30 protein-coding genes are annotated in these 25,380 nt (G+C 67.4%); 21 read left to right on the forward strand and 9 right to left on the reverse strand.

The annotated features are described in order from the left end of the window. The 14 genes from Q0632_RS19055 (at position 1) to Q0632_RS19120 (ending at position 11,749) form a co-directional block, all read left to right on the forward strand. The gene (locus Q0632_RS19055; RefSeq protein WP_298933132.1) at positions 1-663 is read left to right on the forward strand and encodes a trimeric intracellular cation channel family protein; all 663 of its coding nucleotides are present in this window, start codon (positions 1-3) and stop codon (positions 661-663) included. Positions 664-721: 58 nt separating this feature from the next. Continuing rightward, positions 722-1,087, forward strand: a complete 366-nt coding sequence (locus Q0632_RS19060) for a YciI family protein (RefSeq protein ID WP_298933134.1) — start codon at positions 722-724, stop codon at positions 1,085-1,087. A 171-nt stretch (positions 1,088-1,258) separates the two neighbouring features. Further along, complete coding sequence (locus Q0632_RS19065; protein ID WP_298933136.1) at positions 1,259-1,684, forward strand: YciI family protein; 426 nt, start codon at positions 1,259-1,261, stop codon at positions 1,682-1,684. Positions 1,685-1,711: 27 nt separating this feature from the next. Then, positions 1,712-2,101: a VOC family protein gene (locus tag Q0632_RS19070; RefSeq protein ID WP_298933138.1), complete on the forward strand. Its 390-nt coding sequence runs from the start codon at positions 1,712-1,714 to the stop codon at positions 2,099-2,101. Positions 2,102-2,112: 11 nt separating this feature from the next. Continuing rightward, positions 2,113-2,661, forward strand: a complete 549-nt coding sequence (locus Q0632_RS19075; RefSeq protein WP_298933140.1) for an SRPBCC family protein — start codon at positions 2,113-2,115, stop codon at positions 2,659-2,661. A 14-nt stretch (positions 2,662-2,675) separates the two neighbouring features. After that, entirely contained in the window at positions 2,676-3,125 is a 450-nt protein-coding gene (locus tag Q0632_RS19080; RefSeq protein ID WP_298933142.1) for an SRPBCC family protein, read from the forward strand. Between the two features lie 25 nt (positions 3,126-3,150). Continuing rightward, positions 3,151-3,558 (forward strand): VOC family protein, encoded by a 408-nt coding sequence (locus Q0632_RS19085; protein ID WP_298933144.1) that lies wholly within the window; start codon positions 3,151-3,153, stop codon positions 3,556-3,558. A gap of 123 nt (positions 3,559-3,681) precedes the next feature. Further along, on the forward strand, positions 3,682-4,971 hold the full coding sequence (locus Q0632_RS19090; protein WP_298933146.1) for an RNA polymerase sigma factor: 1,290 nt from the start codon (positions 3,682-3,684) through the stop codon (positions 4,969-4,971). Positions 4,972-5,056: 85 nt separating this feature from the next. After that, on the forward strand, positions 5,057-5,716 hold the full coding sequence (locus Q0632_RS19095; RefSeq protein WP_298933148.1) for a TetR/AcrR family transcriptional regulator: 660 nt from the start codon (positions 5,057-5,059) through the stop codon (positions 5,714-5,716). Next, complete coding sequence (locus Q0632_RS19100; protein WP_298933150.1) at positions 5,713-6,612, forward strand: SDR family oxidoreductase; 900 nt, start codon at positions 5,713-5,715, stop codon at positions 6,610-6,612. Before Q0632_RS19095 ends, Q0632_RS19100 begins: the two co-directional genes overlap by 4 nt. Next, positions 6,609-8,222, forward strand: coding sequence for an acyl-CoA carboxylase subunit beta (locus Q0632_RS19105; protein ID WP_298933152.1), 1,614 nt, complete (start codon positions 6,609-6,611; stop codon positions 8,220-8,222). Before Q0632_RS19100 ends, Q0632_RS19105 begins: the two co-directional genes overlap by 4 nt. An 11-nt stretch (positions 8,223-8,233) precedes the next feature. After that, positions 8,234-9,400: an acyl-CoA dehydrogenase family protein gene (locus Q0632_RS19110; protein WP_298933154.1), complete on the forward strand. Its 1,167-nt coding sequence runs from the start codon at positions 8,234-8,236 to the stop codon at positions 9,398-9,400. Next, positions 9,397-11,226, forward strand: coding sequence for a biotin carboxylase N-terminal domain-containing protein (locus Q0632_RS19115; protein WP_298933156.1), 1,830 nt, complete (start codon positions 9,397-9,399; stop codon positions 11,224-11,226). The genes Q0632_RS19110 and Q0632_RS19115 overlap by 4 nt, the downstream gene beginning before the upstream one ends. Before the next feature lie 34 nt (positions 11,227-11,260). Then, entirely contained in the window at positions 11,261-11,749 is a 489-nt protein-coding gene (locus Q0632_RS19120; RefSeq protein ID WP_298933158.1) for a thioesterase family protein, read from the forward strand. Here Q0632_RS19120 and Q0632_RS19125 read toward each other — a convergent pair. Continuing rightward, positions 11,746-12,507: an SDR family oxidoreductase gene (locus tag Q0632_RS19125; RefSeq protein ID WP_298933161.1), complete on the reverse strand. Its 762-nt coding sequence runs from the start codon at positions 12,505-12,507 to the stop codon at positions 11,746-11,748. The genes Q0632_RS19120 and Q0632_RS19125 overlap by 4 nt on opposite strands. 103 nt (positions 12,508-12,610) lie before the next feature. Here Q0632_RS19125 and Q0632_RS19130 point away from each other — a divergent pair, with 103 nt between their 5' ends. Both Q0632_RS19130 and aroD read left to right on the forward strand, forming a co-directional pair. Further along, positions 12,611-13,507 (forward strand): LysR family transcriptional regulator, encoded by an 897-nt coding sequence (locus Q0632_RS19130; RefSeq protein ID WP_298933163.1) that lies wholly within the window; start codon positions 12,611-12,613, stop codon positions 13,505-13,507. A gap of 28 nt (positions 13,508-13,535) precedes the next feature. Continuing rightward, entirely contained in the window at positions 13,536-14,303 is a 768-nt protein-coding gene (gene aroD / locus Q0632_RS19135; RefSeq protein ID WP_298933164.1) for a type I 3-dehydroquinate dehydratase, read from the forward strand. Here the strand turns inward: aroD and Q0632_RS19140 are convergent. Then, a complete protein-coding gene (locus tag Q0632_RS19140) occupies positions 14,254-15,348 on the reverse strand; it encodes an AI-2E family transporter (protein WP_298933165.1) in 1,095 nt (364 codons plus the stop codon). The two genes, aroD and Q0632_RS19140, sit on opposite strands and share 50 nt — an antisense overlap. Positions 15,349-15,663: 315 nt before the next feature. Between Q0632_RS19140 and Q0632_RS19145 the strand changes: the two genes are divergently transcribed. After that, positions 15,664-16,368, forward strand: a complete 705-nt coding sequence (locus tag Q0632_RS19145; RefSeq protein ID WP_298933167.1) for a hypothetical protein — start codon at positions 15,664-15,666, stop codon at positions 16,366-16,368. An 85-nt stretch (positions 16,369-16,453) separates the two neighbouring features. Next, positions 16,454-17,440 carry a PhnD/SsuA/transferrin family substrate-binding protein gene (locus tag Q0632_RS19150; RefSeq protein ID WP_298933169.1) on the forward strand — a complete coding sequence of 329 codons (987 nt, stop codon included), beginning with the start codon at positions 16,454-16,456 and terminating at the stop codon, positions 17,438-17,440. A gap of 20 nt (positions 17,441-17,460) precedes the next feature. Here the strand turns inward: Q0632_RS19150 and Q0632_RS19155 are convergent, their stop codons facing one another. From Q0632_RS19155 to Q0632_RS19180, 6 genes are all read right to left on the reverse strand, one after another. Then, positions 17,461-18,819, reverse strand: a complete 1,359-nt coding sequence (locus Q0632_RS19155; protein ID WP_298933171.1) for an esterase-like activity of phytase family protein — start codon at positions 18,817-18,819, stop codon at positions 17,461-17,463. A 66-nt stretch (positions 18,820-18,885) separates the two neighbouring features. After that, entirely contained in the window at positions 18,886-18,981 is a 96-nt protein-coding gene (locus Q0632_RS19160) for a DUF2200 family protein (protein WP_298933173.1), read from the reverse strand. A 51-nt stretch (positions 18,982-19,032) separates the two neighbouring features. After that, entirely contained in the window at positions 19,033-19,512 is a 480-nt protein-coding gene (locus tag Q0632_RS19165) for a VOC family protein (RefSeq protein WP_298933175.1), read from the reverse strand. Positions 19,513-19,758: 246 nt separating this feature from the next. Continuing rightward, a complete protein-coding gene (locus tag Q0632_RS19170) occupies positions 19,759-20,664 on the reverse strand; it encodes a pseudouridine synthase (RefSeq protein ID WP_298933177.1) in 906 nt (301 codons plus the stop codon). Between the two features lie 2 nt (positions 20,665-20,666). Beyond that, entirely contained in the window at positions 20,667-21,539 is an 873-nt protein-coding gene (locus Q0632_RS19175) for a rhodanese-like domain-containing protein (protein ID WP_298933179.1), read from the reverse strand. Between the two features lie 83 nt (positions 21,540-21,622). Beyond that, positions 21,623-22,510 carry a methyltransferase domain-containing protein gene (locus Q0632_RS19180; protein ID WP_298933181.1) on the reverse strand — a complete coding sequence of 296 codons (888 nt, stop codon included), beginning with the start codon at positions 22,508-22,510 and terminating at the stop codon, positions 21,623-21,625. Between the two features lie 130 nt (positions 22,511-22,640). Between Q0632_RS19180 and Q0632_RS19185 the strand changes: the two genes are divergently transcribed. Beyond that, the gene (locus Q0632_RS19185) at positions 22,641-23,333 is read left to right on the forward strand and encodes a helix-turn-helix domain-containing protein (protein WP_298933183.1); all 693 of its coding nucleotides are present in this window, start codon (positions 22,641-22,643) and stop codon (positions 23,331-23,333) included. A 404-nt stretch (positions 23,334-23,737) separates the two neighbouring features. Then, a complete protein-coding gene (locus Q0632_RS19190) occupies positions 23,738-24,748 on the forward strand; it encodes an HDOD domain-containing protein (RefSeq protein WP_298933186.1) in 1,011 nt (336 codons plus the stop codon). On the opposite strand, the gene Q0632_RS19195 is transcribed toward Q0632_RS19190, so the two are convergent. Next, a complete protein-coding gene (locus Q0632_RS19195; RefSeq protein WP_298933189.1) occupies positions 24,726-25,088 on the reverse strand; it encodes a GIY-YIG nuclease family protein in 363 nt (120 codons plus the stop codon). The genes Q0632_RS19190 and Q0632_RS19195 overlap by 23 nt on opposite strands. Between Q0632_RS19195 and Q0632_RS19200 the strand changes: the two genes are divergently transcribed. Then, positions 25,087-25,356: a helix-turn-helix domain-containing protein gene (locus Q0632_RS19200; protein WP_298933192.1), complete on the forward strand. Its 270-nt coding sequence runs from the start codon at positions 25,087-25,089 to the stop codon at positions 25,354-25,356. The genes Q0632_RS19195 and Q0632_RS19200 overlap by 2 nt on opposite strands. Positions 25,357-25,380 lie beyond the last annotated feature (24 nt).

Consider the following 25,380-nt stretch of genomic DNA (forward strand, 5'->3'; position numbering starts at 1 on the left):
ATGCTGCCACGCGCAATTGCCGACTACTGGTCGCTGACGACCGCCCAGGCGGCCATCGAGGTCTTCGCCACGGTGGCCTTCGCCCTGTCCGGCCTGATCGAGGCGGCGCGCAAGAAGCTCGACCCCGTGGGCGTGTGCATGGTGGCGGGACTGGCGGCCTTTGGTGGCGGCACGCTGCGCGACATCCTGCTGGACCGCCGGCCCTTTTTCTGGGTCGAGCACGCCTGGTACCTGTGGATTCTGCTGGCCGTGTGCGTCGCAGCCATGCTGTTCATGCACTCGCGCCACCTCGAACCCACCGAGCGCGCCACCCAATGGCCCGACGCGCTGGGCCTGGGCCTGTTCTCCGCCAGCGGCACGCAGATTGCGCTGGCCGCCCACATGCCACCCATCGTCGCCGTGCTGATGGGCGTGGTCACCGCGATCTTCGGCGGCGTGCTGCGCGACGTTGTCTGCAACGAGATCCCGCGCGCTTTCCGCGACCACCAGCCCTATGCGGTCTGCGCCTTCGCCGGCGCCTGGGTGCTGGTGGTGGTCCAGTTGTTTGCAGGGCCCGGCCTGGCCCTGCTCGCCGGCGCGATCACCACCTCGGTGCTGCGCTTGCTGGTGCTCTTCACCGGCTGGCGGCTGCCGGCCTGGCGCACCGACCGCGGGCCCCACTGACAGAAAAAAGCCGGCGCAGCGGCTACAGTGGCAGGCCTGACAAACACGAGTCATCGCCATGCCCTACATGCTGCTGATCCACGAACCCATAGGCCAGCGCGCCGCCCGAGGCGAGGCCCAGGGCCGCGTTGTCTTCGACCGCATGCTGCGCTGGGGCGGCGAGCTCAAGGCGCGCGGCCTGCTGCTGGCGACGCAGTCGCTGGCCGGCCAGGACGAGGGCGCGGCCCGCATCCAGGTGCGCGATGGCCAGACCCAGCTGCTGGACGGCCCTTTTGCCGAAGCCAAGGAAATGGTCGGTGGCTTCTTCCTGCTCGACTGCGCCAGCCGGGACGAGGCGCTGGCCCTGGCACGCGAGTGCCCGGCCGCCCAGTGGGCCACGATCGAGGTCCGCGCCACCGGCCCGTGCTTCGCCGACCTGCTCTGAGCTGCTCCTGCTTCGATAGCGTCCCAGGCAAACTGGACGGGGGCCAGGGCCAGATTTGAATCCTGCAGCAGTGCAGGGCGGCTGCTTACAAAATTTTTCAGGCCGTCCTGTCGATTCCGGCAGCCTTGCTTCGTCGTGTCCTTGACAGTGCCGCAAAACAAGGAGCAGCCCATGCGATTCATGATCATGGTGAAGTCCCAGCCCGATTTCGAGGCCGAGACCACGCCGCAGACACCTGACGAGGCCTTGATGGCCGAGATGGCCGACTTCCACGAGGCCTTGGCCAAGGCCGGTGTGCTGCTGGATGCCAGCGGCTTGCAGCCCAGCCGCAAGGGCTGGCGCATCCACTACGAGGGCGACAAGCGCAGCGTGATCGACGGTCCCTTTGCCGAGGCCAAGGAACTGGTCGCCGGCTTCACCACCATCCAGGTGCGCAGCCGCGAGGAGGCGCTGGAATGGTCGCGGCGCTTTCCCAACCCTGCCGGCAAGGGCAAGCAGGCGGTGATCGAGGTGCGCCAGCTCTATGAACTGGACGACTTCACGCCCAACGAACAGGTCGAGCGTTTCCGCCAGATGGAAACGCCCAGTCTGAAGTAAGCCACTGCCACCGAGGAGAGAACGACCATGCAGATCAAGATCGCCAGCGTGATGGTGCAGGACCAGGAGCAGGCCCTGGCCTTCTACACGCACAAGCTGGGCTTCCAGAAGATGGCCGACATCCCCATGGGCCCGCAGTACCGCTGGCTCACCGTGGTCTCGCCCGATGGCATTGCCGGCGTGGAGCTGGCGCTCGAGCCCATGGGTTTCGCGCCGGCCAGGGTCTACCAGAAGGCCTTGTACGAGGCCGGCATCCCGGCCACTGCCTTCACCACCACCGATGTCTACGCCGAGATGCAGCGCCTGCAGGCCATGGGCGTGGTCTTTCGCGACCAGCCGCAGGACATGGGACCCATCCTCGCCGTCATGTTCGAGGACGGCTGCGGCAATCTCATCCACCTGGTCCAGCCCAAGTGAAGGAAAACTGCATGCTCAAGACCATTTTGTTCGTCGTGCTGGGCCTGGTGGTCCTGGCCGTCGCCTTCGTGCTGTTGCTGGCCCTGCGCCAGCCCGACACCTTCCGCATCCAGCGCAGCACCGTCATCGGCGCGCCGGCCGATCGCATCTACCCGCTGATCGCCGACCTGCGCCGCATGAACAGCTGGAACCCCTTTGCGAAGAAGGACCCGCAGATCCAGATCCGCTACCGCGGCCCGGCCGGCGGGCCCGGCGCGGCCTACGATTTTTCCGGCAACAAGGAGGTGGGCAAGGGCAGCATCGAGGTCACCGAGGCCATCGCACCCACGCGCGTGGCCATGAAGCTGGACACCATCGCCCCCATGGAAGGCCACCACGCCATCCTGTTCAGCCTGGCGCCCGATGGCGGCAACAGCACCCGTGTCACCTGGTCCATGGAAGGCGCCAGCCCCTTCCTGGGCAAGGTCATGGGCGTGGTCTTCAACATGGACAAGATGGTCGGCGGCGCCTTCGATGCCGGCCTGGCCGACCTCAAGACGCAGGCCGAGAAGCCCCTGTGAAACAGGAACAAGCCATGAGGACGACTGCACAAGACCCGCGCGAAATCCACAGCCAGCGCCTGCTGTCCGGCGTGACGCCGGCCCAGGTCTTCCAGGCCTTTGCCGACCCGCAGCGCCTGGCGCGCTGGTGGGGGCCGGCGGGCTTTCGCAACAGCTTCGATGTGTTCGAGTTCCGGCCCGGCGGCGACTGGGTCTTCACCATGCACGGCCCGGACGGCAAGGGCTACCCCAACCGCAGCCGCTTCGAGACCATCGAGCCGGACGCCACCATCGTGTTCCAGCACCTGAACGCACCGGTCTTTCGCATGACCATCACCCTGGCCGCCGAGGACGGCGGCACGCGCATCGGCTGGCGCATGTTGTTCGACAACGCCCAGCTGCGCGAGCAGATCGCCGCCATCGTCGTGCCGGCCAACGAGCAGAACTTCGACCGCCTGCAAGCGCAGCTGCGGCCCCATTCCTGACCACCACCTCCAAGGAGATTCACCCATGTCCCGCCAGATGTTCGTCAACCTGCCCATCAAGAACATGGAACGCAGCCAGGCCTTCTTCAAGAGCCTGGGCTTTGCCTTCAATGCCCAGTTCACCAACGAGCAGGGCGCCTGCATGGTGGTCAGTGAGGACCACAACTACGTGATGCTGCTGGTCGAGCCCTTCTTCCAGGGCTTCACCAAGAAGCCCATCGCCGATGCCAGCAAGACCACCGAGGTGCTGATCGCCCTGAGCTGCGCCAGCCGCGAGGAGGTCGACACCATGGTCAAGAAGGCGCTGGCCGCCGGCGGCACCGCGCCCAACCCGCAGCAGGACCACGGCTTCATGTACAGCCACGGCTTCACCGACCTGGACGGCCATGTGTGGGAGGTGTTCTGGATGGACCCCACTCACGTCATGTCGTAAATGGCCCCCACGCTCGTCACTGCGTGTACTCGCTGCCCCCCGAGGGGGCTGGCATGTCTAGGGACGGCCCGTCGACATGCCGCAATCCTCGACCGCCACTGCCTGAGTCTCTAAGATCGCCGGATGCATTCGGCCACCCACCAGGCGATCAGCGCGGTCTGGCGCATCGAGTCGGGCAAGATCGTCGCCTCGGTCGCCCGCATGGTGCGCGACATCGGCCTGGCCGAGGAACTGGCGCAGGACGCGCTGGTGGCGGCGCTGGAGAGCTGGCCGGTCAAAGGTGTGCCCGACAATCCCGGCGCCTGGCTGATGACCACGGCCAAGCGCCGCGCGCTGGACCACCTGCGCCACCTGAAGATGCGCGGCGAGAAGCTCGAGGAGATCGGCCATGACCTCGAAGCGCAGGAGGCGCTCACCGTCCCGGACTTCGTCGATGCGCTGGACGCGGCGCGCCAGGACGACATCGGCGACGACCTGCTGCGCCTGATCTTCACTGCCTGCCATCCGCTGCTGCCCACTGACGCCCGCGTAGCGCTGACGCTCAAGCTGCTGGGCGGCCTGAGCACCCACGAGATCGCCCGTGCCTTCCTGGTGCCCGAGCCCACCATCGCCCAGCGCATCGTGCGCGCCAAGCGGACCTTGAGCGAGGCGCGCGTGCCCTACGAGGTGCCGCACGGCCAGGCCCTGGCCGGCCGCCTGGCCTCGGTGCTGGAGGTGGTCTACCTGGTCTTCAACGAGGGCTACACCGCCACCGCCGGCGAGGACTGGATGCGGCCCACGCTGACCGGCGAGGCCCTGCGCCTGGGCCGGGTGCTGGCCGGCCTGGCGCCGCAGGAGCCCGAGGTCCACGGTCTGGTGGCCTTGATGGAACTGCAGGCCTCGCGCTCGGCCGCCCGGGTCGACGGCCAGGGCCGGCCCGTGCTGCTGCTGGAGCAGGACCGCGGCCGTTGGGACAGGCTGCTGATCCGCCGCGGCCTGGCCGCGCTGGAACGGGCACTGCAGCTGGCGCAGGCACAGGGCGAGCCGCTGCGCAGCTACGCCCTGCAAGCTTCGATCGCGGCCTGCCATGCGCGTGCCGTGGCGGCCGCTGACACCGACTGGAAGGCCATCGCCGCCATCTACGACGCCCTGGCCCAGGGCGCGCCCTCACCGGTGGTGGAACTCAACCGCGCGGTCGCTGTCGGCATGGCTTTCGGGCCGGCGGCGGGGCTGGAGATCATCGACCGATTGCAGGGCGACAAGGCGCTGCGCAACTACCAGTGGCTGCCCAGCGTGCGCGGCGATCTGCTGGACAAGCTGGGCCGCCACGCCGAGGCGCGCCAGGAGTTCGAGCGCGCCGCCGCCCTGGCCGGCAACGCGCGCGAGCGCGAGCTGTTGCTGGAGAGGGCGCGGCAGCCGCCGCTGGGCAAATAGGCTCCTGCCGGCGCGAGCCATGCTGTTTTATTTTCACCAAGCACCCGCTTGCTATAAATAAGAGGCTTTGCTATGGTGGCAGGCCATGCCAACGCCTGCCACCTCCACAGCCAGCGCCGCCGCCAAGCGGCCGCGCGGCCGGCCGCGCAAGACGCTGGAAGACCGCGATGACGGCAACCGCCGCCGCGAGCTGCTCCAGTCCGCCGCCAAACTGTTTCGCCGCAAGGGCTTTGACGCCACCAGCACCCGCGACATCGCCGCCGCCGCCGGCATGCAAAGTGGCTCGCCCTTCTATCACTTCAAGAGCAAGGGCGCCCTGCTCTACGCCGTGATGCAGGAGGGCATGGGCTCGGCCATCGAGCGCCAGCAACAGGCCTTGCAACGTGCCGAGGCCGAGACGCCCGACATCGCCGGCCAGCTGCGCATTCTCATCCGCAGCCATTTCGAGGTGCTGCTGGGACCGGGCAGCGACTTCATCCCCGTCATGCTGTACGAGGCGCGGGCGATCACACCGCGCCAGCGCAGCGCCCTGGCCGCCTTGCGCAGCGACTACGAGGCACCGTGGACGCCGGTGCTCAACGCCCTGCATGCTTCTGGCCAGCTCAGGGCCGAGGTCAAGCTGGCGCGCCTGCTGATGTTCGGCGCGCTCAACTGGTCGGCCCAGTGGTTCGACGCGCGCAAGGAGGCCAGTCTGGACGATCTGGCCGATGCGGCCATGCAACTTTTCATCAGGGACCTGGAATGAGCACGAGCACCCACCACTACCGTTCGGTCTTTGCGCCCGGCCTGTTCGCCGGCAAGGCTGTGCTGGTCACCGGCGGTGGCTCGGGCATAGGCCGCTGCACGGCGCACGAGCTGGCTGCGCTGGGCGCTCACGTGGTCCTGGTGGGCCGCAAGCTGGACAAGCTGCAGACCGTGGCCGGCGAGATCGCCGCCGACGGCGGCCGCGCCAGTTTCCATGCCTGCGACATCCGCGACGAGGAGGCGGTCAAGAGCCTGGTGCAAGCGGTGGTCGGCACGCACGGCCGCATCGACGGCCTGGTCAACAACGCCGGCGGCCAGTACATCTCGCCGCTGGAGAACATCAGCGCCAGGGGCTGGGAGGCGGTGGTCGCCACCAACCTCACAGGCGGCTTCCTGGTGGCGCGCGAGTGCTATCTGCAGTCCATGCAGGCCCAGGGCGGCGCCATCGTCAACATCGTGGCCGACATCTGGGGCTCCATGCCCAGCATGGGGCACAGCGGCGCGGCGCGCGCCGGCATGGTCAGCTTCACCGAGACGGCGGCCGCCGAATGGGCGGTCAGCGGCGTGCGCGTGAACGCCGTGGCACCCGGCTACATCGCATCCAGCGGCATGGACCACTACCCGCCGGAGGCCGGCGACATGCTGCGCGCCATGCGCGGCACCGTGCCGGCGGGACGCTTCGGCACCGAGGCCGAGACCTCGGCCGCCGTCGCCTTCCTGCTTAGCCCGGCGGCTGCCTTCATCAGCGGCAGCGTGCTGCGTGTCGACGGCGCCCGGCCCCAGGTGCGCATGGGTTGGCCCATGGCCGTGCCCGACGCCGCCGCCCAGCAGCGCGACGCGGTCAAGCCTTTCGAAGGTTTTCACCGCGGCAGCGTGCCCAAGGTGTTCCAGGAATGAGCCTGTTCGCTTCATCCTGGAACGCGCAGGGCGCGGTGGCGCTGCAGCGGCGCGAAGCCATGCTGGCGCGCATCGCCCAACTGCGCACGCTGGAGCAGCGCGCCGACCACGCCTCGGCGAAGTCACGCCCGCAGTTCGACAAGCGCGGCCAGCTCTTGCCGCGTGAGCGCGCGGCTCTGCTGCTGGACCCCGGCACGCCTTACCTTCCGCTGTGCAGTCTGGCCGGCTACCTGCAGGACACGAAGGAGGAGGGCGCTTCCATCCCCGGCGGCGGCATGGTCGCCGGCATCGGTACCGTCAGCGGTGTGCGCTGCATGGTGGTGGCCAGCGACTCGGGCATCGACGCCGGCGCCATCCAGGCCATGGGCCTGGACAAGATCCTGCGGGTGCAGGAGATCGCGCTGCAGGGCAAGCTGCCCTTCATCCACCTGGTGGAGAGTGCCGGCGCCAACCTGATGAAGTACCGCGTGGAAGGCTTCGTCCACGGCGGTGCGCTGTTCCGCAACCTGGCGCGGCTGTCCGCGGCCGGCATCCCCGTCATCACCGTGCAGCACGGCTCGGGCACGGCAGGCGGCGCCTACATGCCGGGACTGTCGGACGTGGTGGTGATGGTGCGCAAGCGCTCGCGCGCCTTCCTCGCCGGGCCACCGCTGCTGCTGGCCGCCACCGGCGAGGTCGCCACCGAGGAAGAACTGGGCGGCGCCGAGATGCACACCGCTGTCTCCGGCCTGGGCGAGTACCTGGCGGAGGACGACCGCCATGCGCTGGGTGTGGCCAGAGAGGTGGTATCCCGCATCGGATGGACCTCATCTGCTACAAAAAAAAGAGCAACGCCGCCGCACCATGACCGCGAGGACCTGCTGGGCCTGATGTCCCAGAGCCTGCGCGAGCCGGTGGACATGCGCGAGATTGCCGCGCGCATCGCCGATGGCTCGCAGCTGCTGGAGTTCAAGCCCTTGTACGGCGCGGCCACGGTCTGCCTACAGGCGTCGATCGAAGGCCATGCGGTGGGCATCATCAGCAACAACGGTGCTATCGATGTGGCCGGCGCCAACAAGGCCACGCACTTCATCCAGTGGATGTGCCAGCTGGGCCAGCCCATCGTCTACCTGCAGAACACCACGGGCTACATGGTGGGCAAGGACAGCGAGCAGGGCGGCATGATCAAGCACGGCGCCAAGATGATCCAGGCCGTCACCAACGCCAACGTGCCGCAACTGACCATCCAGTGCGGCGCGTCCTTCGGCGCCGGCAACTACGGCATGTGCGGCCGCGGCTACGCGCCGCGCTTTCTTTTCAGCTGGCCGGGCGCCAGGACGGCGGTGATGGGCGGCGAGCAGGCCGCGCGCACCATGCAGATCGTGAGCGAGGCGGCGCTGGCGCGCAAAGGCATCGCGCCCGATGCTGCCGCTTCGCAGGCCCAGTTCGACAAGATCGTCGCCATGTTCGAGGCCCAGGCCGATGCCTTCTACACCTCGGGCCTGCTGCTGGACGACGGCGTGATCGACCCGCGCGACACCCGCGCCGTGCTGGGCCTGTGCCTGAACATTTGCGCCGACGCGCAGCAACGGAACCTGCGGCCCATGCAGTTCGGCGTGGCGCGCATGTGAAGGAGACCTCAATGCAATTCACGCACGAACACCAGGAAGTCCAGAAGACGCTCAAACGCTTCATCGACGAGCAGATCAACCCCCATGTGAACGAGTGGGAGGCGGCCGAGATCTTTCCGGCGCACGAGGTTTTCAAGGGCCTGGGCAAGCTGGGCCTGCTGGGCCTGTGCAAACCCGAAGCCCATGGCGGCGCCGGCCTGGACTATTCCTACTCCATGGCCATGGCCGAAACCCTGGGCCACATCGACTGCGGCGGCGTGCCCATGGCCATCGGCGTGCAGACCGACATGGCGACGCCGGCGCTGGCGCGCTTTGGCAGCGAGGAACTGAAAGCGCAGTTCCTCGCCCCGGCCATCGCCGGCGACATGGTCAGCTGCATCGGTGTCAGCGAGCCCGGTGCCGGCAGCGACGTCGCCGCCATCAAGAGCGTGGCGCGCAAGGACGGCGACGACTACGTGATCACAGGCCAGAAGATGTGGATCACCAACAGCTTGCAGGCCGACTGGATGTGCATGCTGGTCAACACCGGCGAGGGACCGGCGCACAAGAACAAGTCGCTGGTGATCGTGCCCCTGCGCGAGAACGGCAAGCTGCTGCCCGGCATCGGGGTGGCGCAGAAGATCCGCAAGATCGGCATGCATTCCTCGGACACCGGCCTGATCCACTTCGACGAAGTGCGTGTGCCGCAGCGCAACCGCATCGGCGCCGAGGGCCAGGGCTTCATCTACCAGATGCAGCAGTTCCAGGAGGAGCGCCTGTGGTGCGCCGCCAGCGCCCTGCAGGCGCTGAACAATTGCATCGAGTGGACCATCGAGTGGGCGCAGCAGCGCAAGCTGTTCGGCGCCCAGCTGGCCGACCAGCAGTGGGTGCAGTTCAAGCTGGCCGAGCTCAAGACCGAGGTCGAAGCCCTGCGGGCCCTGACCTACCGCGCCGGCGCGCTCTATGTGAGCGGCCAGGACGTGCTGGAGCTGGCCACCATGGCCAAGCTCAAGGCCGGCCGCCTGTACCGCCAGGTGCCCGACACCTGCCTGCAGTTCTGGGGCGGCATGGGCTACACGCTGGAGAACAAGGTCTCGCGCATGTACCGCGACGGCCGCCTGGCCTCCATCGGCGGCGGCGCCGACGAGGTGATGATGGGCATCCTGGCCAAGCTCATGGGCATTGCCAAAAAATCATGAAGCGTCTACTGGTTGCGAACCGGGGCGAGATCGCGCGCCGCGTCATCCGCACGGCGCATGCCATGGGCATGGAGACCGTGGCCGTGTATTCGGATGCGGATGCGCAGGCCCTGCATGTGGGTGAGGCCACGACCTCCGTCGCGCTGGGCGGCAATGCCTCGGCGGACTCCTACCTGCGCATGGACAAGCTGATCGCCGCGGCCCAGGCGACCGGCGCCGATGCCGTCCATCCGGGTTACGGCTTCCTCAGCGAGAACGCCGACTTCGCCCAGGCCGTGCTCGGTGCCGGCCTGGTCTGGGTGGGCCCGCCACCGGCTGCCATGCGCGCACTGGGCAGCAAGTCGGCCTGCAAGGAGCTGGCCGAGACGCTTGGCCTGCCCTGCCTGCCTGGCTACCGCGGCGCCGACCAGTCGGATGCGCGTTTCGCGGCCGAGGCCCCGGCCATGGGCTTTCCGCTGATGGTCAAGGCCGTGGCCGGCGGCGGTGGCCGTGGCATGCGGCTGGTGGCCGAGGCCGCGCAATTGCAGACGGCGCTGGACAGCGCGCGCTCGGAGGCGCAGGCAGCCTTCGGCTCGGGCGCGCTGCTGCTGGAGCGCGCCCTGCTGAACCCGCGCCACGTGGAGGTCCAGGTCTTTGCCGACGCCCAGGGACACTGCATCCACCTGGGCGAGCGCGACTGCTCGGTACAGCGGCGCCACCAGAAGCTGATTGAAGAAACGCCCAGTCCCGCTGTCGACGCCGTGCTGCGCGAGCGCATGGGCCGCTGCGCAGTGGAGCTCGCCCAGGCGGCCGGCTATGTGGGCGCTGGGACGGTGGAGTTCCTGTTGCAGGACGGCCAGTTCTATCTGATGGAGATGAACACGCGCCTGCAGGTTGAGCATCCCGTGACCGAGGCTGTGACAGGCTTGGACCTGGTGGAGTGGCAACTGCGCATCGCCCAGGGTGAAGCGCTGCCGCTGGCGCAAGACGAAGTGCGTTTCAACGGCCATGCCATCGAGGTGCGGCTGTGTGCCGAGGACGAGGACTTCCGGCCGCAGGCCGGCACGGTGCTGCACCTGCGCGCGCCCGAGGGCGTGCGCTTTGACCATGCGCTGGCGCAGGGCCTGGCCGTGCCGCCTTACTACGACTCCATGCTGGGCAAGCTGGTCGCCCATGCTGCCACGCGCGAGCAGGCCATCGCACAGCTGACCGGCGCGCTGGCCCGGCTGGAGCTGCTGGGTCTGCCCAGCAACCGTGCCATGCTGCTGGCCTGCCTGCGCCATCCGCGCTTCGGTGCCGGCCAGGCGCGCGTTCCCTTTCTGGCCGAAGAAGCTGCCGCGCTGCGCGAAACGCTACAAAAACAGGAGCATGATGTCCTTGTTTCACGGGGGCTGGAGGCTGTTTTTCCCCTGAAATCGACGGCGGACCTGCCCTGTCCCTTTGAGCGGCCCCTGCGGCTGCGCCACCGTGGTGTCCTGACCGGGCTGCGCGTGCGCGAGGCCGATGCACCCCTGGTGCGCAGCTGCGTGGCTGTGCGCCTGGTGGACGGCCGCTGGCACATGCAGGCCGGCGCGACCGACCTGTTCTTCGAAGATGCCTCCTTCGATCCGCCGGCTGCGGCGGCCGGGACGGGCTCGGGCGAGCTGCGTGCGCCCTTCAACGGCAAGGTGATTGCAGTGCAGGCACGTGCCGGCGGGCAGGTCCTGCGCGGCGACAGCTTGCTGGTCATCGAGTCCATGAAGCTGGAGCACGTGCTGGCCGCAACGCGCGACGGCAAGGTCAAGTCAGTGGCGGTAGAGGCCGGCCAGCAGGTCGCCACCACGCAGCTGCTGGTGGCGTTCGAATGATGGCCCAGGCCCTGGCGGCACGACAATCGGGCCTATGAGCAAAGCAGCGCAGCCCACGGCCAACTTCGCCTTCGAGCCCGAGTTCATCGATGGCCTGAAGGCCATCTTCGAGGAGAAGATCGTCTTCAACCAGGTACTGGGCCTGAAGATCACCGAGGTGACGCCCGAGCGCGTGGCCGGCCGCATCCTGATGAAGCCCGAGCTGGTGGGCCACTACGCTTACAACCGCCTGCACGGCGGCGTCGTCAGCGCCGGCCTGGATGCGATGGCCGGCCTGGCCGTGATGGCCGCCATCGGCGCGCGCCATATGGACGAGGCGCCGGCACTGCGCCTGCACCGCTTTGCCAAGCTGGGCACCATCGACCTGCGCATCGACTACCTGCGCCCGGCCATCAGCGAGCACTTCGAGTTGCGTGCCCAGGTGCTGCGCCTGGGCTCGCGCGTGGCCTCCATCCGCATGGAGATGCTCGACGCCCAGGGCAAGCTGCTGTCCACCGGGGCCGGCGCCTACATCGTCTCCTAGAGGAACATGCCGCCCGAGGCTTCCAGGCGTTGGGCGTTGACCCAGCCTGCGTCGGGGGAGCATAGGAAGGCCACCACGCCGCCGATGTCCTCGGGCTGGCCGACGCGGCCCAGCGCGGTCTGCGCTGCGAGAAAGTCCACCATCTGCGGATGCGCCTCGAAGCCGGCCCGGTTGAAGTCGGTGTGGATGGCGCCGGGCGCCACCACGTTGGCGCGGATGCGGCGCGGCCCCAGCTCCTTGGCCAGGTACTTCACCAGGCCTTCGATGGCGCTCTTCATCGCCGCGTAGGGCGCGTAGCCGGGCACGGCAAAGCGGGTCAGTCCGGTGGACAGGCAGACGATGCCGCCGCCGTCGGCGATCTGCGGCAGGAGCTGCTGGGTGAGGAAGTACACGCCCTTGAAATGCACGTTGAGCAGGCTGTCGAACTGTGCCTCGGTGGTTTCGGCGAAGGATGCCTTCACGCTATAGCCGGCGTTGTTCACCAGGTGGTCAAAGCTGTCGCGCTGCCAGGTCTGGCGCAGCGCCGTGCCCAACCGGGCCGAGAAGTCGCCGAAGGAGGCGATCTGCGTCGTGTCCAGCTGCAGGGCCACAGCCTTGCGGCCCTGCGCTTCGATGTCCTTGACGACGGCCGCCGCCTCGTCGGCGCGGCTGCGGAAGGTGAGGATGACGTCATTGCCCTTGCGGGCCAGTTGCAGGGCCGTGTCGCGGCCCAGGCCGCGGCTGGCACCGGTGACGAGAGTGATCTTGCTTGCGTTCATTGGGTTCTCCTTGTTGCGGGGGAGCCAATGGTCGCGTCTCAGTGGAATTGGATAAATAGCCTGAAACTGCCATGATTGTCCAAAAATACTGAACAATATCGGAATGGACCGTATCGATGCCATGCGCCTGTTCACCCGCATCGTCGAACTGGGCAGCTTCACTGCCGCCGCCGACGACATGGAGCTGCCGCGCGCCACCGCCACCCACAGCCTGCAGCAGCTGGAGCGCCGCCTGGGCGTGCGCCTGCTGCAGCGCACGACGCGCCACGTCAGCACCACGCTGGACGGCCAGGCCTATTACGAGCGCTGCCTGCGCCTGCTGGCGGACCTGGAGGAGGCCGAGTCCTTCCTGGGCGGCGCGGCGGCGCAGCCCAAGGGCAAGCTGCGGGTCGACCTGCAGCCGGCGCTGGCGGCGGCCTTTCTGCTGCCCCACCTGGGCGCCTTTTGCGCCCGCTACCCGGGCATCGAGCTGGAGATCGGCATGGGCGACCGGCTGGTCGACCTGGTCAAGGAGGGCGTGGACTGCGTGCTGCGCGGCGGCGAGCCCAAGGACTCCAGCATGGTGGTCCGCCGCGTTGCCACCTTGGCCCAGGTCACCTGCGCCAGCGCGGAGTACCTGCGCCTGCATGGCAAGCCGGGCAAGCTCGACGAGGTGCGCCAGCACCAGGGCGTGAACTTCCTGTCTTCGGCCAGCGGCCGGCGCATGCCCTTCGAGTTCAGCAACGGCGGCGCCGTCGAAACCTTGCAGCTGCGCGGCCGGGTGGCCGTGACCAATGCCGATGCCTACCAGGCCTGCTGCGAGCAGGGACTGGGCCTGATCCAGGTGCCGCGCTACCGGGTGCGCCGCCTGCTGGCGGCCAAGACCCTGGTCGAGGTCCTGCCCAGGCATCCGCCGCCGCCCATGCCGGTGTCCATCCTCTATCCGCACCACCGCCAGCTGTCGCCGCGGGTGCGCGCCTTTGTCGATTGGGTGGTCGAGCGCCTGGCCTCCGTAGAATGAGGCGCCACATAGAACGACGAGACCGACAGTGAAAGCCATTGCATTGAAAGGGCGCCAGCCCGCCTATCCCCTGGTCTGCGCACCCCTGGTGGGCCGCAGCCGCGACGCCCTGCTGGCCGAGGCTGCTGCCGTCGCCGCCAAAGATCCCGGCCTGCTGGAGTGGCGCGTCGATTTCTTCGAAGGCATCGCCGACGCTGCTGGCGTGGCGCGCCTGAGCGGCGAGATCCGCCAGGCCGCCGGCGGTCTTCCCCTGTTGTTCACCCGCCGCAGCAGCCGCGAAGGCGGCGAGCCGATCGCGATCGACGAGGCTCAGGTGCTGGCGGTCTACCGCGCGGTCTGCGAGGCCGGACACGTCGACCTGGTCGACTACGAGATGGCCAGTCCTGCCGCCGACGTGGCGGCGGTGCGCGCCATGTCGCGCGAGCGCGGCATCGCCCTGGTGCTGTCCTCGCACGACTTCCAGGCCACGCCGGCGCGCGAGGTGCTGCGCGAACGCTTTGCCCTGGCCCAGGCGCTGGGCGGCGACGTTGCCAAGCTGGCGGTGATGCCGCGCAACGAAGAGGACGTTCTGGTCCTGCTGGCGGCCACGCTGCAGGCCAGCCGCACGCTGGACATCCCGGTGGTGAGCATGGCCATGGGCGCGCTGGGCGCGGTCAGCCGCGTCTGCGGTGCCGCATTCGGCTCGGCGATGAGTTTTGCCGTCGGCCAGTCCAGCTCGGCGCCCGGCCAGATGCCGATTGCCGACCTCAACGCGGCCCTGGCGTCTCTGCGCCGGGCCGGCGCCTTGCCTGGCTGACCAGTTCCCAGGCCAGCAGGAACATGGCGGCGATGACCGGCCCGATGACGAAGCCGTTGATGCCGAACACCGCGATGCCGCCGATGGTGGCCACCAGCACCAGGTAGTCGGGCAGAGCCGTGTCCTTGCCCACCAGCAGCGGCCGCAGCACGTTGTCGACCAGGCCGATCACCAGCACGCCCCACAGCGCCAGGCCGATCGCCTGGGGCAGGGCACCGGTGGCCAGGTAGTACAGGGCCACAGGGCCCCAGACCAGGGCCGCGCCCACTGCTGGTAGCAGCGACAGGATGGCCATCAGCGTGGCCCACAGCAGGGCGGCCTGCAGGCCCAGCACCCAGAAGGCCAGGCCGCCCAGGGCGCCCTGGATCAGGGCCACCACGACATTGCCCTTGACGGTGGCGCGCACCACGATGACGAACTGGGCAAACAGCCGGCGGGTCTGCTGCTCCTGCAGGGGCACGCGGCGGGCGATGGCTTGCGACAGGCCGGCGCCGTCGCGCAGCAGGAAGAACAGCACGTAGAGCATGATGAAGAGGGACACCAGGAAGTCCAATGTGCCCTGGCCGAAGCCGACCACGCGGCTGGTGATGAACTGGCTGCTCTGGGCCAGCAGCGTGCTGAGCTTGGCCTGCAAGGCCGCCACACTGCCCAGGCCGAAGCGCTGCAGCATGGAATGGGCCCAGCCGGGCAGGGCGTCGAAGGCGGTCTGCGCGTACTGCCCGAGCTGCAGCTCGCCAGCGCGGGCCCGCTGGTACAGGGCGGTGGCCTCGTCCACCACCGAGGCCAGCAGCAGGGCCAGCGGCAACAGCACCATCAGCACGATCAACGTCAAGGTGAGCAGGGTCGCGATGTTGGGCCGGCCGCGCAGGCGACCCAGGATGCGCTGGTACAGCGGTGCAAAGACGATGGCGATGAAGACCGCCCACAGCACGGCGCCGATCACCGGCCACAGGACCAGGGCGAAGCCGGCGCCCAGGCCCACGGCCAGCCACAGCAGGGTTTTGTGTTCCAAGGTGGGGGACTGCAGCGGATCGGGTGGTGTCATGGAATGAGGGTAGCACCGGCCAGACGCTTCGTGGGCGCTTGTCCGTTGCGTGTTTTCATCGCTTTGTGGTCCCTGCATTGCCTTCTCATCGCCGCCCACCTAGGATCCCTAAGGTTTTGGGGAGAGGTGATGCGAGATTGGGCAATTTCGAGATGCTGTGCATGGCTTGGCTGCACCCTGGTCTTGTTTAGTGTGAGCGCCTGCAAAAAGCCGGAACCAGATCGACTCGTTTGGCTCGCCCCGGCGTCACCGTGCAAAGCAGGCGATCCCAACTTCGGAACGGACCACTGTTGGATGCGCAGGAAAGAGGATGCGGTGGCAGTACTGCGAGTCCCAGCGAAATATGGAAGAGGGGATGACGGTTCGCAACGTGGTGGCTTCTCGTATGAAGACGTGGTGTTCACGCCGAATGAGGTGCTCACTGCCGGCAAATCCGGAAATGCGTGGGTCAACGAAATGGAGGTCATTCGCAAGCGCGAGCGGTCCGCCAAAGCCGGAGAGTCATATGCCGTGCAGATGCTGGTTTGGGGTTGGCGCCTTCAGGAATATTCGGAAGGGCACGCTACCGCGAACCGGCGTATGGAAAGCGATAGCAAGTCCACTTCCTATCTGATCGATGGGTCGTACGTGCCGACTGAATCCTCTGCCGCAGATTTTCAAGCCTATGCGCGCAAGACCTGCATCGATCGGAGTCCCAGGATATCGTCCTTCAAAGGCCAGCTCACGGCTCCAAGTCCCTGCGATGCTTCATGGTGGTACTACCTCCCCAAGAACGACGACAAGTCATTTGTTGTTTGCGCACCAGCTGTCATCTACGACGAGAAATTGAGGTCGCCTCGCTTCTGTCATATTGAAGGATTCTTCAAACTGCGTGATGTAGGCGATCGTCCGTTCATCGTTGTCTATGGATACAGCACTTCTTGGGAGGACATGACTTCCGGCCATTGGAAAGCTGTGAACCAGCGCCTTGAGACCTGGATTCGGTCGATGGAAGTCAAATCAGTTGCCGTGGCGCAGTAGCTGACCGCCTCTTCACCTGCCTGCTAAAGTGGACAGGCCGCGATCAAGGCGGCGCATCACACAAAAATCACCGGAGGGGATTCCCATGAAATTTTCCACCCGCGCGGTGGCCGTCGCGGCCGCCCTGGGCTGCGCTCTGCCTGCCTATTCCCAGACCGCACAACCCGCTGCAGCCGCCCCAGCGGCGGCCAAGCCGGCCGCGGCCGCCAAGGCCTCTACGGCCGCCAAGGACGTCCTGGTCGTGGCCATGCCGCGCACCTACGGCAAGACCGAGACCATGGGCCTGTGGGGCGGCTACTTCAGCCACCTGGCCAGCTGCGCCAACGTCAGCCTGCGCAATGCCGCGGGCGAGTCGCTGGAGCAAAGCAGCAACGTCGACACCCTGGCCGAGAAGGACCTGATCGAAGCCGTCAAGACCGGCAAGGCGCAGCTGGCCCAGGTCAACCCCGGCCTGGTGCCCCAGCTGGTGGCCGCCGGCCAGCCGGCGCCGTTTGCCGTGCCCGGCAACAAGGCCGCCAACAAGCCCAACTCGTACAAGCTGATCCTGATCTCGCGCATCGACAGCCCCTACAAGCTGCCGCAGGACCTGGTGGGCAAGAAGATCGCCCACACCACGCCGACCTCCAACTCCGGCAACCTGGCGCCGCGCGCGCTGTTCCCGGCCATCGGCCTGACCCCGGAGAAGAACTACGAAGTGGTGTTCTCCAACGGCCATGAGCGCTCGGTGATGGGCGTGATGCACGGCTTCTATGACGGCGCCGCCGTGGCCAGCGACCTGTACTCGCGCATGCTCGTCAAGGGCGAGGTGCGCGGCTCCAGCATCCGCACCGTCTGGGAAAGCCCGCCCTTCATGACCGAGAGCTGGATCATGACCAAGGACGTGGCGCCCGAAGTGGCCGCCCGCGTGCGCAAGTGCAGCTTCGCCTACAGCTTCTCGCCCAATCTGCGCAAGCTGCTGCCGGGCAACGACACCATGCTGGCGGTGAACTATGAGCGCGACTTCGCCACCGTGCTGGAGGTCTACCGCAAGACCCAGCAGGCCCCGGCCGCTGCGCCGCAACCAGCCAAGTAAGCGGGGACCAGGCAAGCAGCTCAGGGCGCGCTGCTTGCCTTGAGAAAGTCGCCCACTTCCAGAAGCACCAATTCGTTGTCGTCGGCCTTGTTCGGCTCGCGGCTGGACGAGAAGGGCAGGTTGTTGTCGTTGCCCACGATGATGTGGCGCGCATCCACCACGTCCACGTTCTCGATGGTGAAGAAGGGCAGGGCCAGCACGCCGTTGCTCAGCGGCTTGCGCGCCAGCCTGTCCGGGTCGGCGATCTGCAGCAGGTCGATGTAGGCGATCTTCTTCATCGCGCCGCCGGCATTCGCATCGCTGAACTCCACCTTGTAGATGCGCTTGAACTTGGGCAGGTCATGGAAGCACCCGGCGGCCTTCTGGCCCTCGGGGCAGGCCTTGTCGGGTGTGCCCTCGCCGTTGTCGCGCTCGATGATCAGACCCGTGTTGGCATCGATCATGTTGAAGTCGCCGATGGCATGGTGGTTGGCTTCCAACACGTACTTCCAGTGGCGGCCGGTCCACTTCTCGCTGGCCACGTCGAACTCCAGAACGCGCAGGTACTGCTTGCCGTCCAGCGTCTCGAAGGCCTTGGCCTGCTCGTCCCACAGCGCGCCTTCCAGCAGGGCGTAGAGCTTGCTTCCATCCTTGCTGGAGGCCATGCCCTCATAACCCTTGGAGCGGCGCACCTGGAAGGCCACGTTGCTGCCGGGCGCGCCGGGCGTGGTCACAGCCGGATGGTCGGGCGAGCGCACGACCTTGCCATCGACCTGGGTCTCGAACACCGCGACCACCTTGCCGCGCATATCGGCCTTGATCAGGAAGGGGCCGAATTCGTCGCCGATCCAGAAGTGGCCGCCGGCGATCTGGAAGCTCTCGGTGTCGAAGTCGCTGCCGGTCAGGTAGCGCTGTTTCGTGCCCTCATGGACGATGCGAAAAGGCACCTGCTTGTCCGGGTCGTGCAGGAAGACGGTCTGCTGGCGTTTGAGCGTGCCGCCCTTGAAGTCCACCGTGTAGCGATTGAGGAACAGCATGGCATCGGGCGAATTGGCCTTGCTGCCGAAACCGTTGTCCGTGAGGATCCAGTAGCTGCCGTCGGCCACGCGCTTGATGCCCGAATGGCCCTGCACAGGCTGGCCTTTGAACGGCAGGGACAGCCCGGTGGGGCGGCCGCCCGACAGGCCTTCGACGCTGCCGGGCTTGTCGGCGCGCTTGGCGGTGGTGAATTTGCCACTGAGCTGCAGGTCGGCCGGCGCGTCCTTGGGTGCGGGGATGAAGCTGGCCGCCGGCAGCACGGCGTGGCCGGCCAGGGTGGCGGGGAAGGCCTGTTGCGCGATGGCGGGGGCGCAGCAGGCTGCGCTCAGGCACAGCACGAAGGCGGCGGTCTTGCTTGTCATGGGGGCTCCTCGGGTTGCGAAGAGCGCAGACTGCCAAAGCGCCGTGACTTGCCGATGACAGGTCGTTTACCGCCGCAGGATCTTCTCGATCGCCTTGCCTTTGGCGAGTTCGTCCACCAGTTTGTCCAGCTGGCAGAGCGGATGGACCTTGGCGAACGCCATGGTGAAAATGCGATGTTTTGGCGCCGTCATTCCAATTGGCCCATGGCGGGTTCAGCCGCGGCGCGCCGCCTCGATGGTGGCGATGTCGATCTTTCGCATCTGCATCATCGCCTCGAAGGCGCGTTTGGCCACGGCGGGATCGGGATCGGTGATGGCCTGCGTGAGGACGCGCGGCGTGATCTGCCATGACAGGCCCCATTTGTCCTTGCACCAGCCACATTCGCTTTCCTCGCCGCCGTTGCCGACGATCGCGTTCCACAGCCGGTCGGTCTCGGCCTGGTCGTCGGTCGCCACCTGGAACGAGAAGGCCTCGCTGTGCTTGAAAGTCGGGCCGCCGTTGAGGCCCAGGCAAGGGATGCTGAGGACGGTGAAATCGACCGTCAAGACGTCGCCCTGTTTGCCGGCAGGATAGTCGCCGGGCGCACGCAGGATGGCACCCACGGTGCTGTCCGGGAAGGTCTTTGCGTAAAACTGCGCGGCTTCCAGGGCGGTGCCGTCGTACCAGAGGCAGATCGTGTTTTTACTGAGCATTTTCATTCTCCAAAAATGACAGAGACGAGCATCGGACGGGGGGGCTGCCCGACCCCTGGCAATTGTCGTTCCTGAGCCTGGCGCCGGCCGCAGTGCGGCTGCTACGGATCGTAAACGGCCGCGTTGGATCGGTTGCTGACATTGCCCTTTTTGACGTGGCTCTTGGCGCTACGCAGGCGACGTCTGTTCCCGGCCGGAAGTCGCCATCGCGGTCCCAGGCGCGCCAGGCGGGATGGCGCGCGTGGTTCAGTCCGGATCGGGAAAGTGCAACTGCCGACGGCTGGCGAAGCAGCGTTCTTCGCCGCTGATGGGGTCGCGGAATGCCAGGCTGGCGGCGAGCAGTCTCAGCGGGTTGGCTGTCTCGTCGCCACCTTGGCCCATCAGCTTGGGGTAGATGCGGTCACCCAGGATGGGCAGCCCGAGTGCCGCCATGTGCACCCGCAACTGGTGGCGCTTGCCGGTGCTTGGACGCAGGCGGTAACGGGCCCACGGTCCGCGCGTTTCCATCAGCTCGATTTCTGTGTGTGCGTTGGGCTTCGCTCCAGCTTGCACATCGGCCTCACGCATCTGCATGAAGTGGTCGCTGGTCAGCAAGGTGCTGGTGCGGGTCAACGGAAACTGCAGCCGCGCGTCGCTGGACGCGAGAGCCTGGTACTGCTTGGTGACTTTGCGGTTGGCAAAGAGGGTCTGGTAGGCGCCGCGGGCAGCCGGCTGCTTGGCGAAGAGAACGATGCCGGCGGTTTCCCGATCAATCCGGTGCAAGGGCGTCAGGTCGGGCAGGTCGAACTGGCGGCGCAAGCGGATCAGCAGCGTTTCCTGCAGGTATTGGCCAGACGGCGTCACTGGCAGGAAATGCGGCTTGTCGGCCACGACGAGATGCTCGTCCTCGAAAAGCACGGTGGCTTGCGCGGCATTGGGTGACTCGTTCGCGACGGTGCGGTAGTAGTACAGCTTGCCATGCGCAACATACGCCTGCTGCGCCGCGACCGCGCGACCAGTTGCGTCCACCACGTCACCCGCATCCATCCGGCTGACCCAGTCGGCCGCGCAGATTGCAGGGAACCTTTCCACCAGAAAGTCGAGGACGCACTCCCAGTGGCCTGCGGGCAGGGCCACCTGGCTGGCACTGACGCCATCGCGCATCGGCAGCATGCTTACTCCTCGACGGCTGCGGCGAGCCGAAGGGCCCGTTGCAGTCGCCACGGGCCATCGTGTTCGTCCTGGTACACGTCTTCGAGCGTGGTCGCTGTCTCCTGCAAGTTCGTGTCCAGCGCAACCCGGTTATCGAACACGAAGCACTCCCCTTGCCAGGCGGGCCCTGGCTCCGTCACCTGTTGGAAGTAGTTGAGGATGCCGCCCTCCAGCTGGTAGGAAGGCATGCCCATGTCCAGCATCCAGGCGCTGGTTTTCTCGCAGCGGATGCCGCCGGTGCAATACATCGCCACCCGTTTGCCTTGGGCTTTCCATGCCGCAGCGTGGGCGCGCACGAAATCGGGAAAGTCGCGAAAGTTCACCACCTGCGGATCGATAGCGCCTTCGAAGTGGCCCAGCCGGTATTCGAAGCTGTTGCGGTTGTCCAGCAGCACCACGTCCGGCTGCTTGATCAGGTCCGCCCAATCCGCCGGGCTGACCTGAATGCCCGTGGCGCGCGCATCCACGCCTTCGACACCCAGAGGGACGATCTCCTTCTTGACCTGCACTTTCACCTTGCCAAAGGGCCTGGTGACGCACGCGCTGTGCTTGAACGCCATCCCGGTGAATGCCCCGGCGAAGGCTGGCGCGTGCTGGAGCGCCTGTTCGAAACGCTCCACGGCGGCTGGCGACCCCGCCAGCATGCCGTTGACACCTTCAGTGGCCACCAGAATGCTGCCCGTCAGCCCACCCGCCGCCTGTGCCGACACCAGCTCGCGCAGCGCGGACGCGGCGAGCAGCGGCTGCGGCTGCGGCAGGGGCGTGAACTTGTAGAAGGACGTATGAACGAGCGCAGCGGTCTCGGGGCAAGGCAATGGCATGCGCCATTTTCCCATGGGCTGGTGCGATGGGGGCGGACAATCAGCCGATATCCAACGGAACATCGCTCTGGATGCAGACGGCGCGTTGCCTGACATGGTTAGCGCGTGCCGCTCCCCACGAGCATTTCACAAGGTCCGACGAAGCCATCCCCCTTTGCCTCGAACTGCGCCAGCGTGCTTTCGATCTCGGCCCAGGTCGCGGCGCGTTCGTCGTCCGGCATGGCAGACATCATCTGGAGCAGCGCGCCGAAAGATTCGCGCTCGAAGCGCACACACTCCGCAGCCGTCGCCACGCGCACCGGTGAGTCGACCCTCTCTACGTGCACGTCGCGAAAGCCCGCCTGCTCCAGCGTGCGGGCGAGCACGCCTTCGGCGCCCAGCGAGAAGGGGCCCGGCTGGCCCGGCAAGGGCGGCGGCAACTGGGCGCGGCGGCGAATGATGCCCACAGGCAGCGCAAAGAAGGGGTTCTTGTCCGGTGTGGAGTACACCACCGCAGCGAACTTGCCGCCCGGCCGCAAGGCGTGCCGGATGCCGGCCAGCGCGCGGTGCTGGTCGGGGAAGTAGATCAGGCCGACGCGCGAGATCGCGGCGTCGAAGGAAGCTGCCGGCAACAGGTCGTGGCGTTCACCGTCGAGCTCCCGCGTCTCGACATTGGCCAGACCGGCCTTCTCTGCCGCGGCCTTGGCGTAGCGCAGGATGGTGGGTGAGATGTCCGTGGCGAGCACATGGCCGGCCGCACCGGCGCGGCGTGCGGCAACAAGGGTCTGCTCGCCGGCCCCTGCGGCAACGTCGAGCACGCGTGTGCCTGACACGACGCCGGCCGCATCGAGCATCACTTGCGTCGCCGGGCCCAGCCAGCGCGACAGCAGGGGCGACCAGTGGTCCCATGCTTGCGCCGCGGCTTCCCATTGGATGCGGGTGGTGGCGCGGAATTTGTCGGGGTCGAAAGTTGCGGCGGCAGTGGGGGTTTGAAGCGTTTCAACCATGGCGGCTCTCCTTGACTGGCAGTGCCGGCGCGACATGCGTCGACTGGCGTCAAGGTAAGCCGCCCTGGGCCTGCCTGCTAGTCCAGATTCTGGAGTCCTCAAACCAGGCGATGGGGCATAGACTGGGACCATGATCGACTACATGCAGTTCTGCACGGTCGCACGCGGCGCCGAGGTGCTGGGCGAGCTGTGGACGCCCCTGGTGGTTCGAGAGCTGCTCTGCGGCAGCTGCCGCTTCAACGAGATTCACCGCGGGGTGCCGCGCATGTCCGCGACGCTCCTGACGCAGCGGCTGCGCAAGCTGGAGGCGATCGGGGTGCTCGAGCGGGTCCGGGCCGGCAAGAGCTGGGAGTACCACCTCACGCCGGCAGGGGAGGAGCTGCGTCCTATCGTGGTCGCCATCGGCAACTGGGGCGCCCGGTGGATCGGCAGCCGATTGCGGCGCGAGCAACTCGATGCTGGCTTCCTGATGTGGGATATCCGGCGTTTTGCGCGGATCGACGAGTTCCCGGCAGGCCGGACTGTCGTGCATTTCCGCTTTCGCGACGCCCCCGTGGCCGAGCGATCGTGGTGGCTGGTGGTGGAGCATGGCAGCGCCGATCTGTGCCGGGATGATCCCGGCCATGAAGTCACGGTCGTCGTGGATTCCACAGTCCGTTCCCTCACCGAGATCTGGACGGGGGACAGTGACCCGAAACAGGAAATCGGCGCCGGTTTGCTGGTGGTGCAGGGCGCCGGGCGCCAGGGGCAATCCCTGTGGCGCTGGCTGGGGCGAAGCATGTTCGCGCCGGCCAGAGTCGCCATGCGCGATGCAGCCGCCTAGCGCCTAACACATCACAAGGCCCGGCTGTCCGCGCCAACCGTGGACAGAGGTGTTGATAACCTTGTAGACATCGCGCCAGACCGGCGCCAGGCCTGGCTTGGCGAGCGGTGCCACTTCTTTAGGCAGTTGCCAGAAATATTTGATTTCCGTGCGGGACCGGCTGCCCAACGAATAAGCAACAGCTGCAGAGCGAGCACTGGCGCGGTTGCAGCGAGGGCTCCACAAGCTTGTCCACAGCCTTCTCCACGTCTCTGGTGGACAGCAGTGCGTGACAGGTGTGCTAGGCGTGAAGACAGCGGGCGCGCGACAAGCCGGCGAAAAGCGGGACGGGGCTGCCGCATATCCGGCGCTCCATGGGGCCGAGCCAGCCCACAATGGACGCTCTCCATCATGGAACCGCGTCAATGTCCCTGGCAAACCTCGGCCGACTTCTGCGCCTGGTCTTGGGCCAGGACGCAGCGCCCGATCCGGGGCACTCCAGCGTGCCCGCGGACGACCTGGGCTTTTCCCAGGATGGGCCGGCCGGCGAACTGACGCCCGACGCCGTGGGCGCCTACCTGGCCTGGTTGCTGGGCGTGGACCATGGCAAGCCGGCGCGGGTGGCCAGGTCGCCTGCGCTGCTGGCGCAGGCGGCGGACCTGGAAATCAACTCCAAGGGCTCCTGTGTCCGCCTGTTGCGGCGCAGCCCCACCGTGCTGCCGCGGCTGATCCGCATCCTGCGCAACGAAACCTATTCCATCGCCGAACTCGCCTCCCAGATCCAGCAGGACACCGTGCTCACGGCCGAAGTGCTGCGCATGGCGCGCTCGGCGCTGTACGCGCGCCAGCCTGGCGCCGCCATCCATGTCCGCCAGGCCGTGGCCATCCTGGGCAGCACGGGTGTCGAGCAGGTGATCGCCAGGGTGGTGGCGCGCCCCTTGTACCGCTCGGATGGTTCATCGCTGCAGGCCCGTTCGGCCGAACGCCTGTGGCAGGAGTCCGAGCGCTGCGCCATTGCCTGTGTGCAGCTGGCCCGCACAGAAGGGGTGGACGGCTTCGATGCCTATGTGGCCGGCCTGCTGCAAAACGCCGGCTGGAGCGCCTTGCTGCGCATCTTCGAGATCCACGGCGTGGAACCTGTGCTGACGGCCAACGTCCTGCTGGACGCCGTCCACCAACAGGCCCTGCTGCGCCGCCGCGACCAGTTGCTGGCGCGGCTGATTCCGGCCTGGGAGCTGACGCCCGGCCTGACGGCGATGGCCAGCAGCCTGGGTTCAGACCTGGCGGGGCCCGAGCTGCCCCTGGCCCGCGTGCTGCGCACCGCGCAGGAGCTGACCATGCGCCGGCGGCTGGCCGAGCTGGCCTGGCAGGAGCAGCCGCTGCATGACGCGGCCATGGGCCACGACTTCCTGGCTACGCAGCCCGCCGCCTGGTAGACGCCGCGGCCGGGCCAGGCACCGCGCCCTGGCCAAAGAATGCCAGCTTCTTTGCGCGGGGCAGGGCCTTCAGGTGCAGCTCGGCCCGCAATGCATCGCCCTTGCTCGCATATTCGCGGGCCGCAAGCACCCGCACCGGGGGTCGCGCGCGCGTGAACCTGGCGCCCAGGCCGAAGACATGCTGGAAGAAGCGCTGCTCGACGTCGAGCGCGATCCCCGCGTAGTAGACGCCATCCTCGCATTCCAGGAGGTAGAGCCAATAGGGCTGGGGCGGTGGGGCAGCTTGGGCGGACGGCACGGCTGATTGTGGCGCGTCCGCGAGCGGCGACAATCCGGCCATGGCGCAAGGCAAACGGATCTCGGCGGACATTGGCGGCGACGCTCTCCAGGCGATCAAGGACATGGGGGCGGCGGCCAGGCTGGCCCGCACCCGTGCCGGCGATGGCCAGGCGGCCGCCGCTGCCCGGCTGGGTGTGCACGTCCAGACCATAGGGCGGATTGAAGCGGGCGAGCCTGGCGTCGCCATCGGCCACGTGCTGGGCCTGCTCGCGCTTTACGGCATCGGCACCAGCTTGCAGGAACCCGGTCCCGGCCAGGGTGCGCCCTGAGGCTTGCCAACGTCTCGCCGTTCA

The sequence above is a fragment of the uncultured Ramlibacter sp. genome, assembly GCF_936925435.1.
Classification (GTDB): Bacteria; Pseudomonadota; Gammaproteobacteria; order Burkholderiales; family Burkholderiaceae_C; genus Ramlibacter.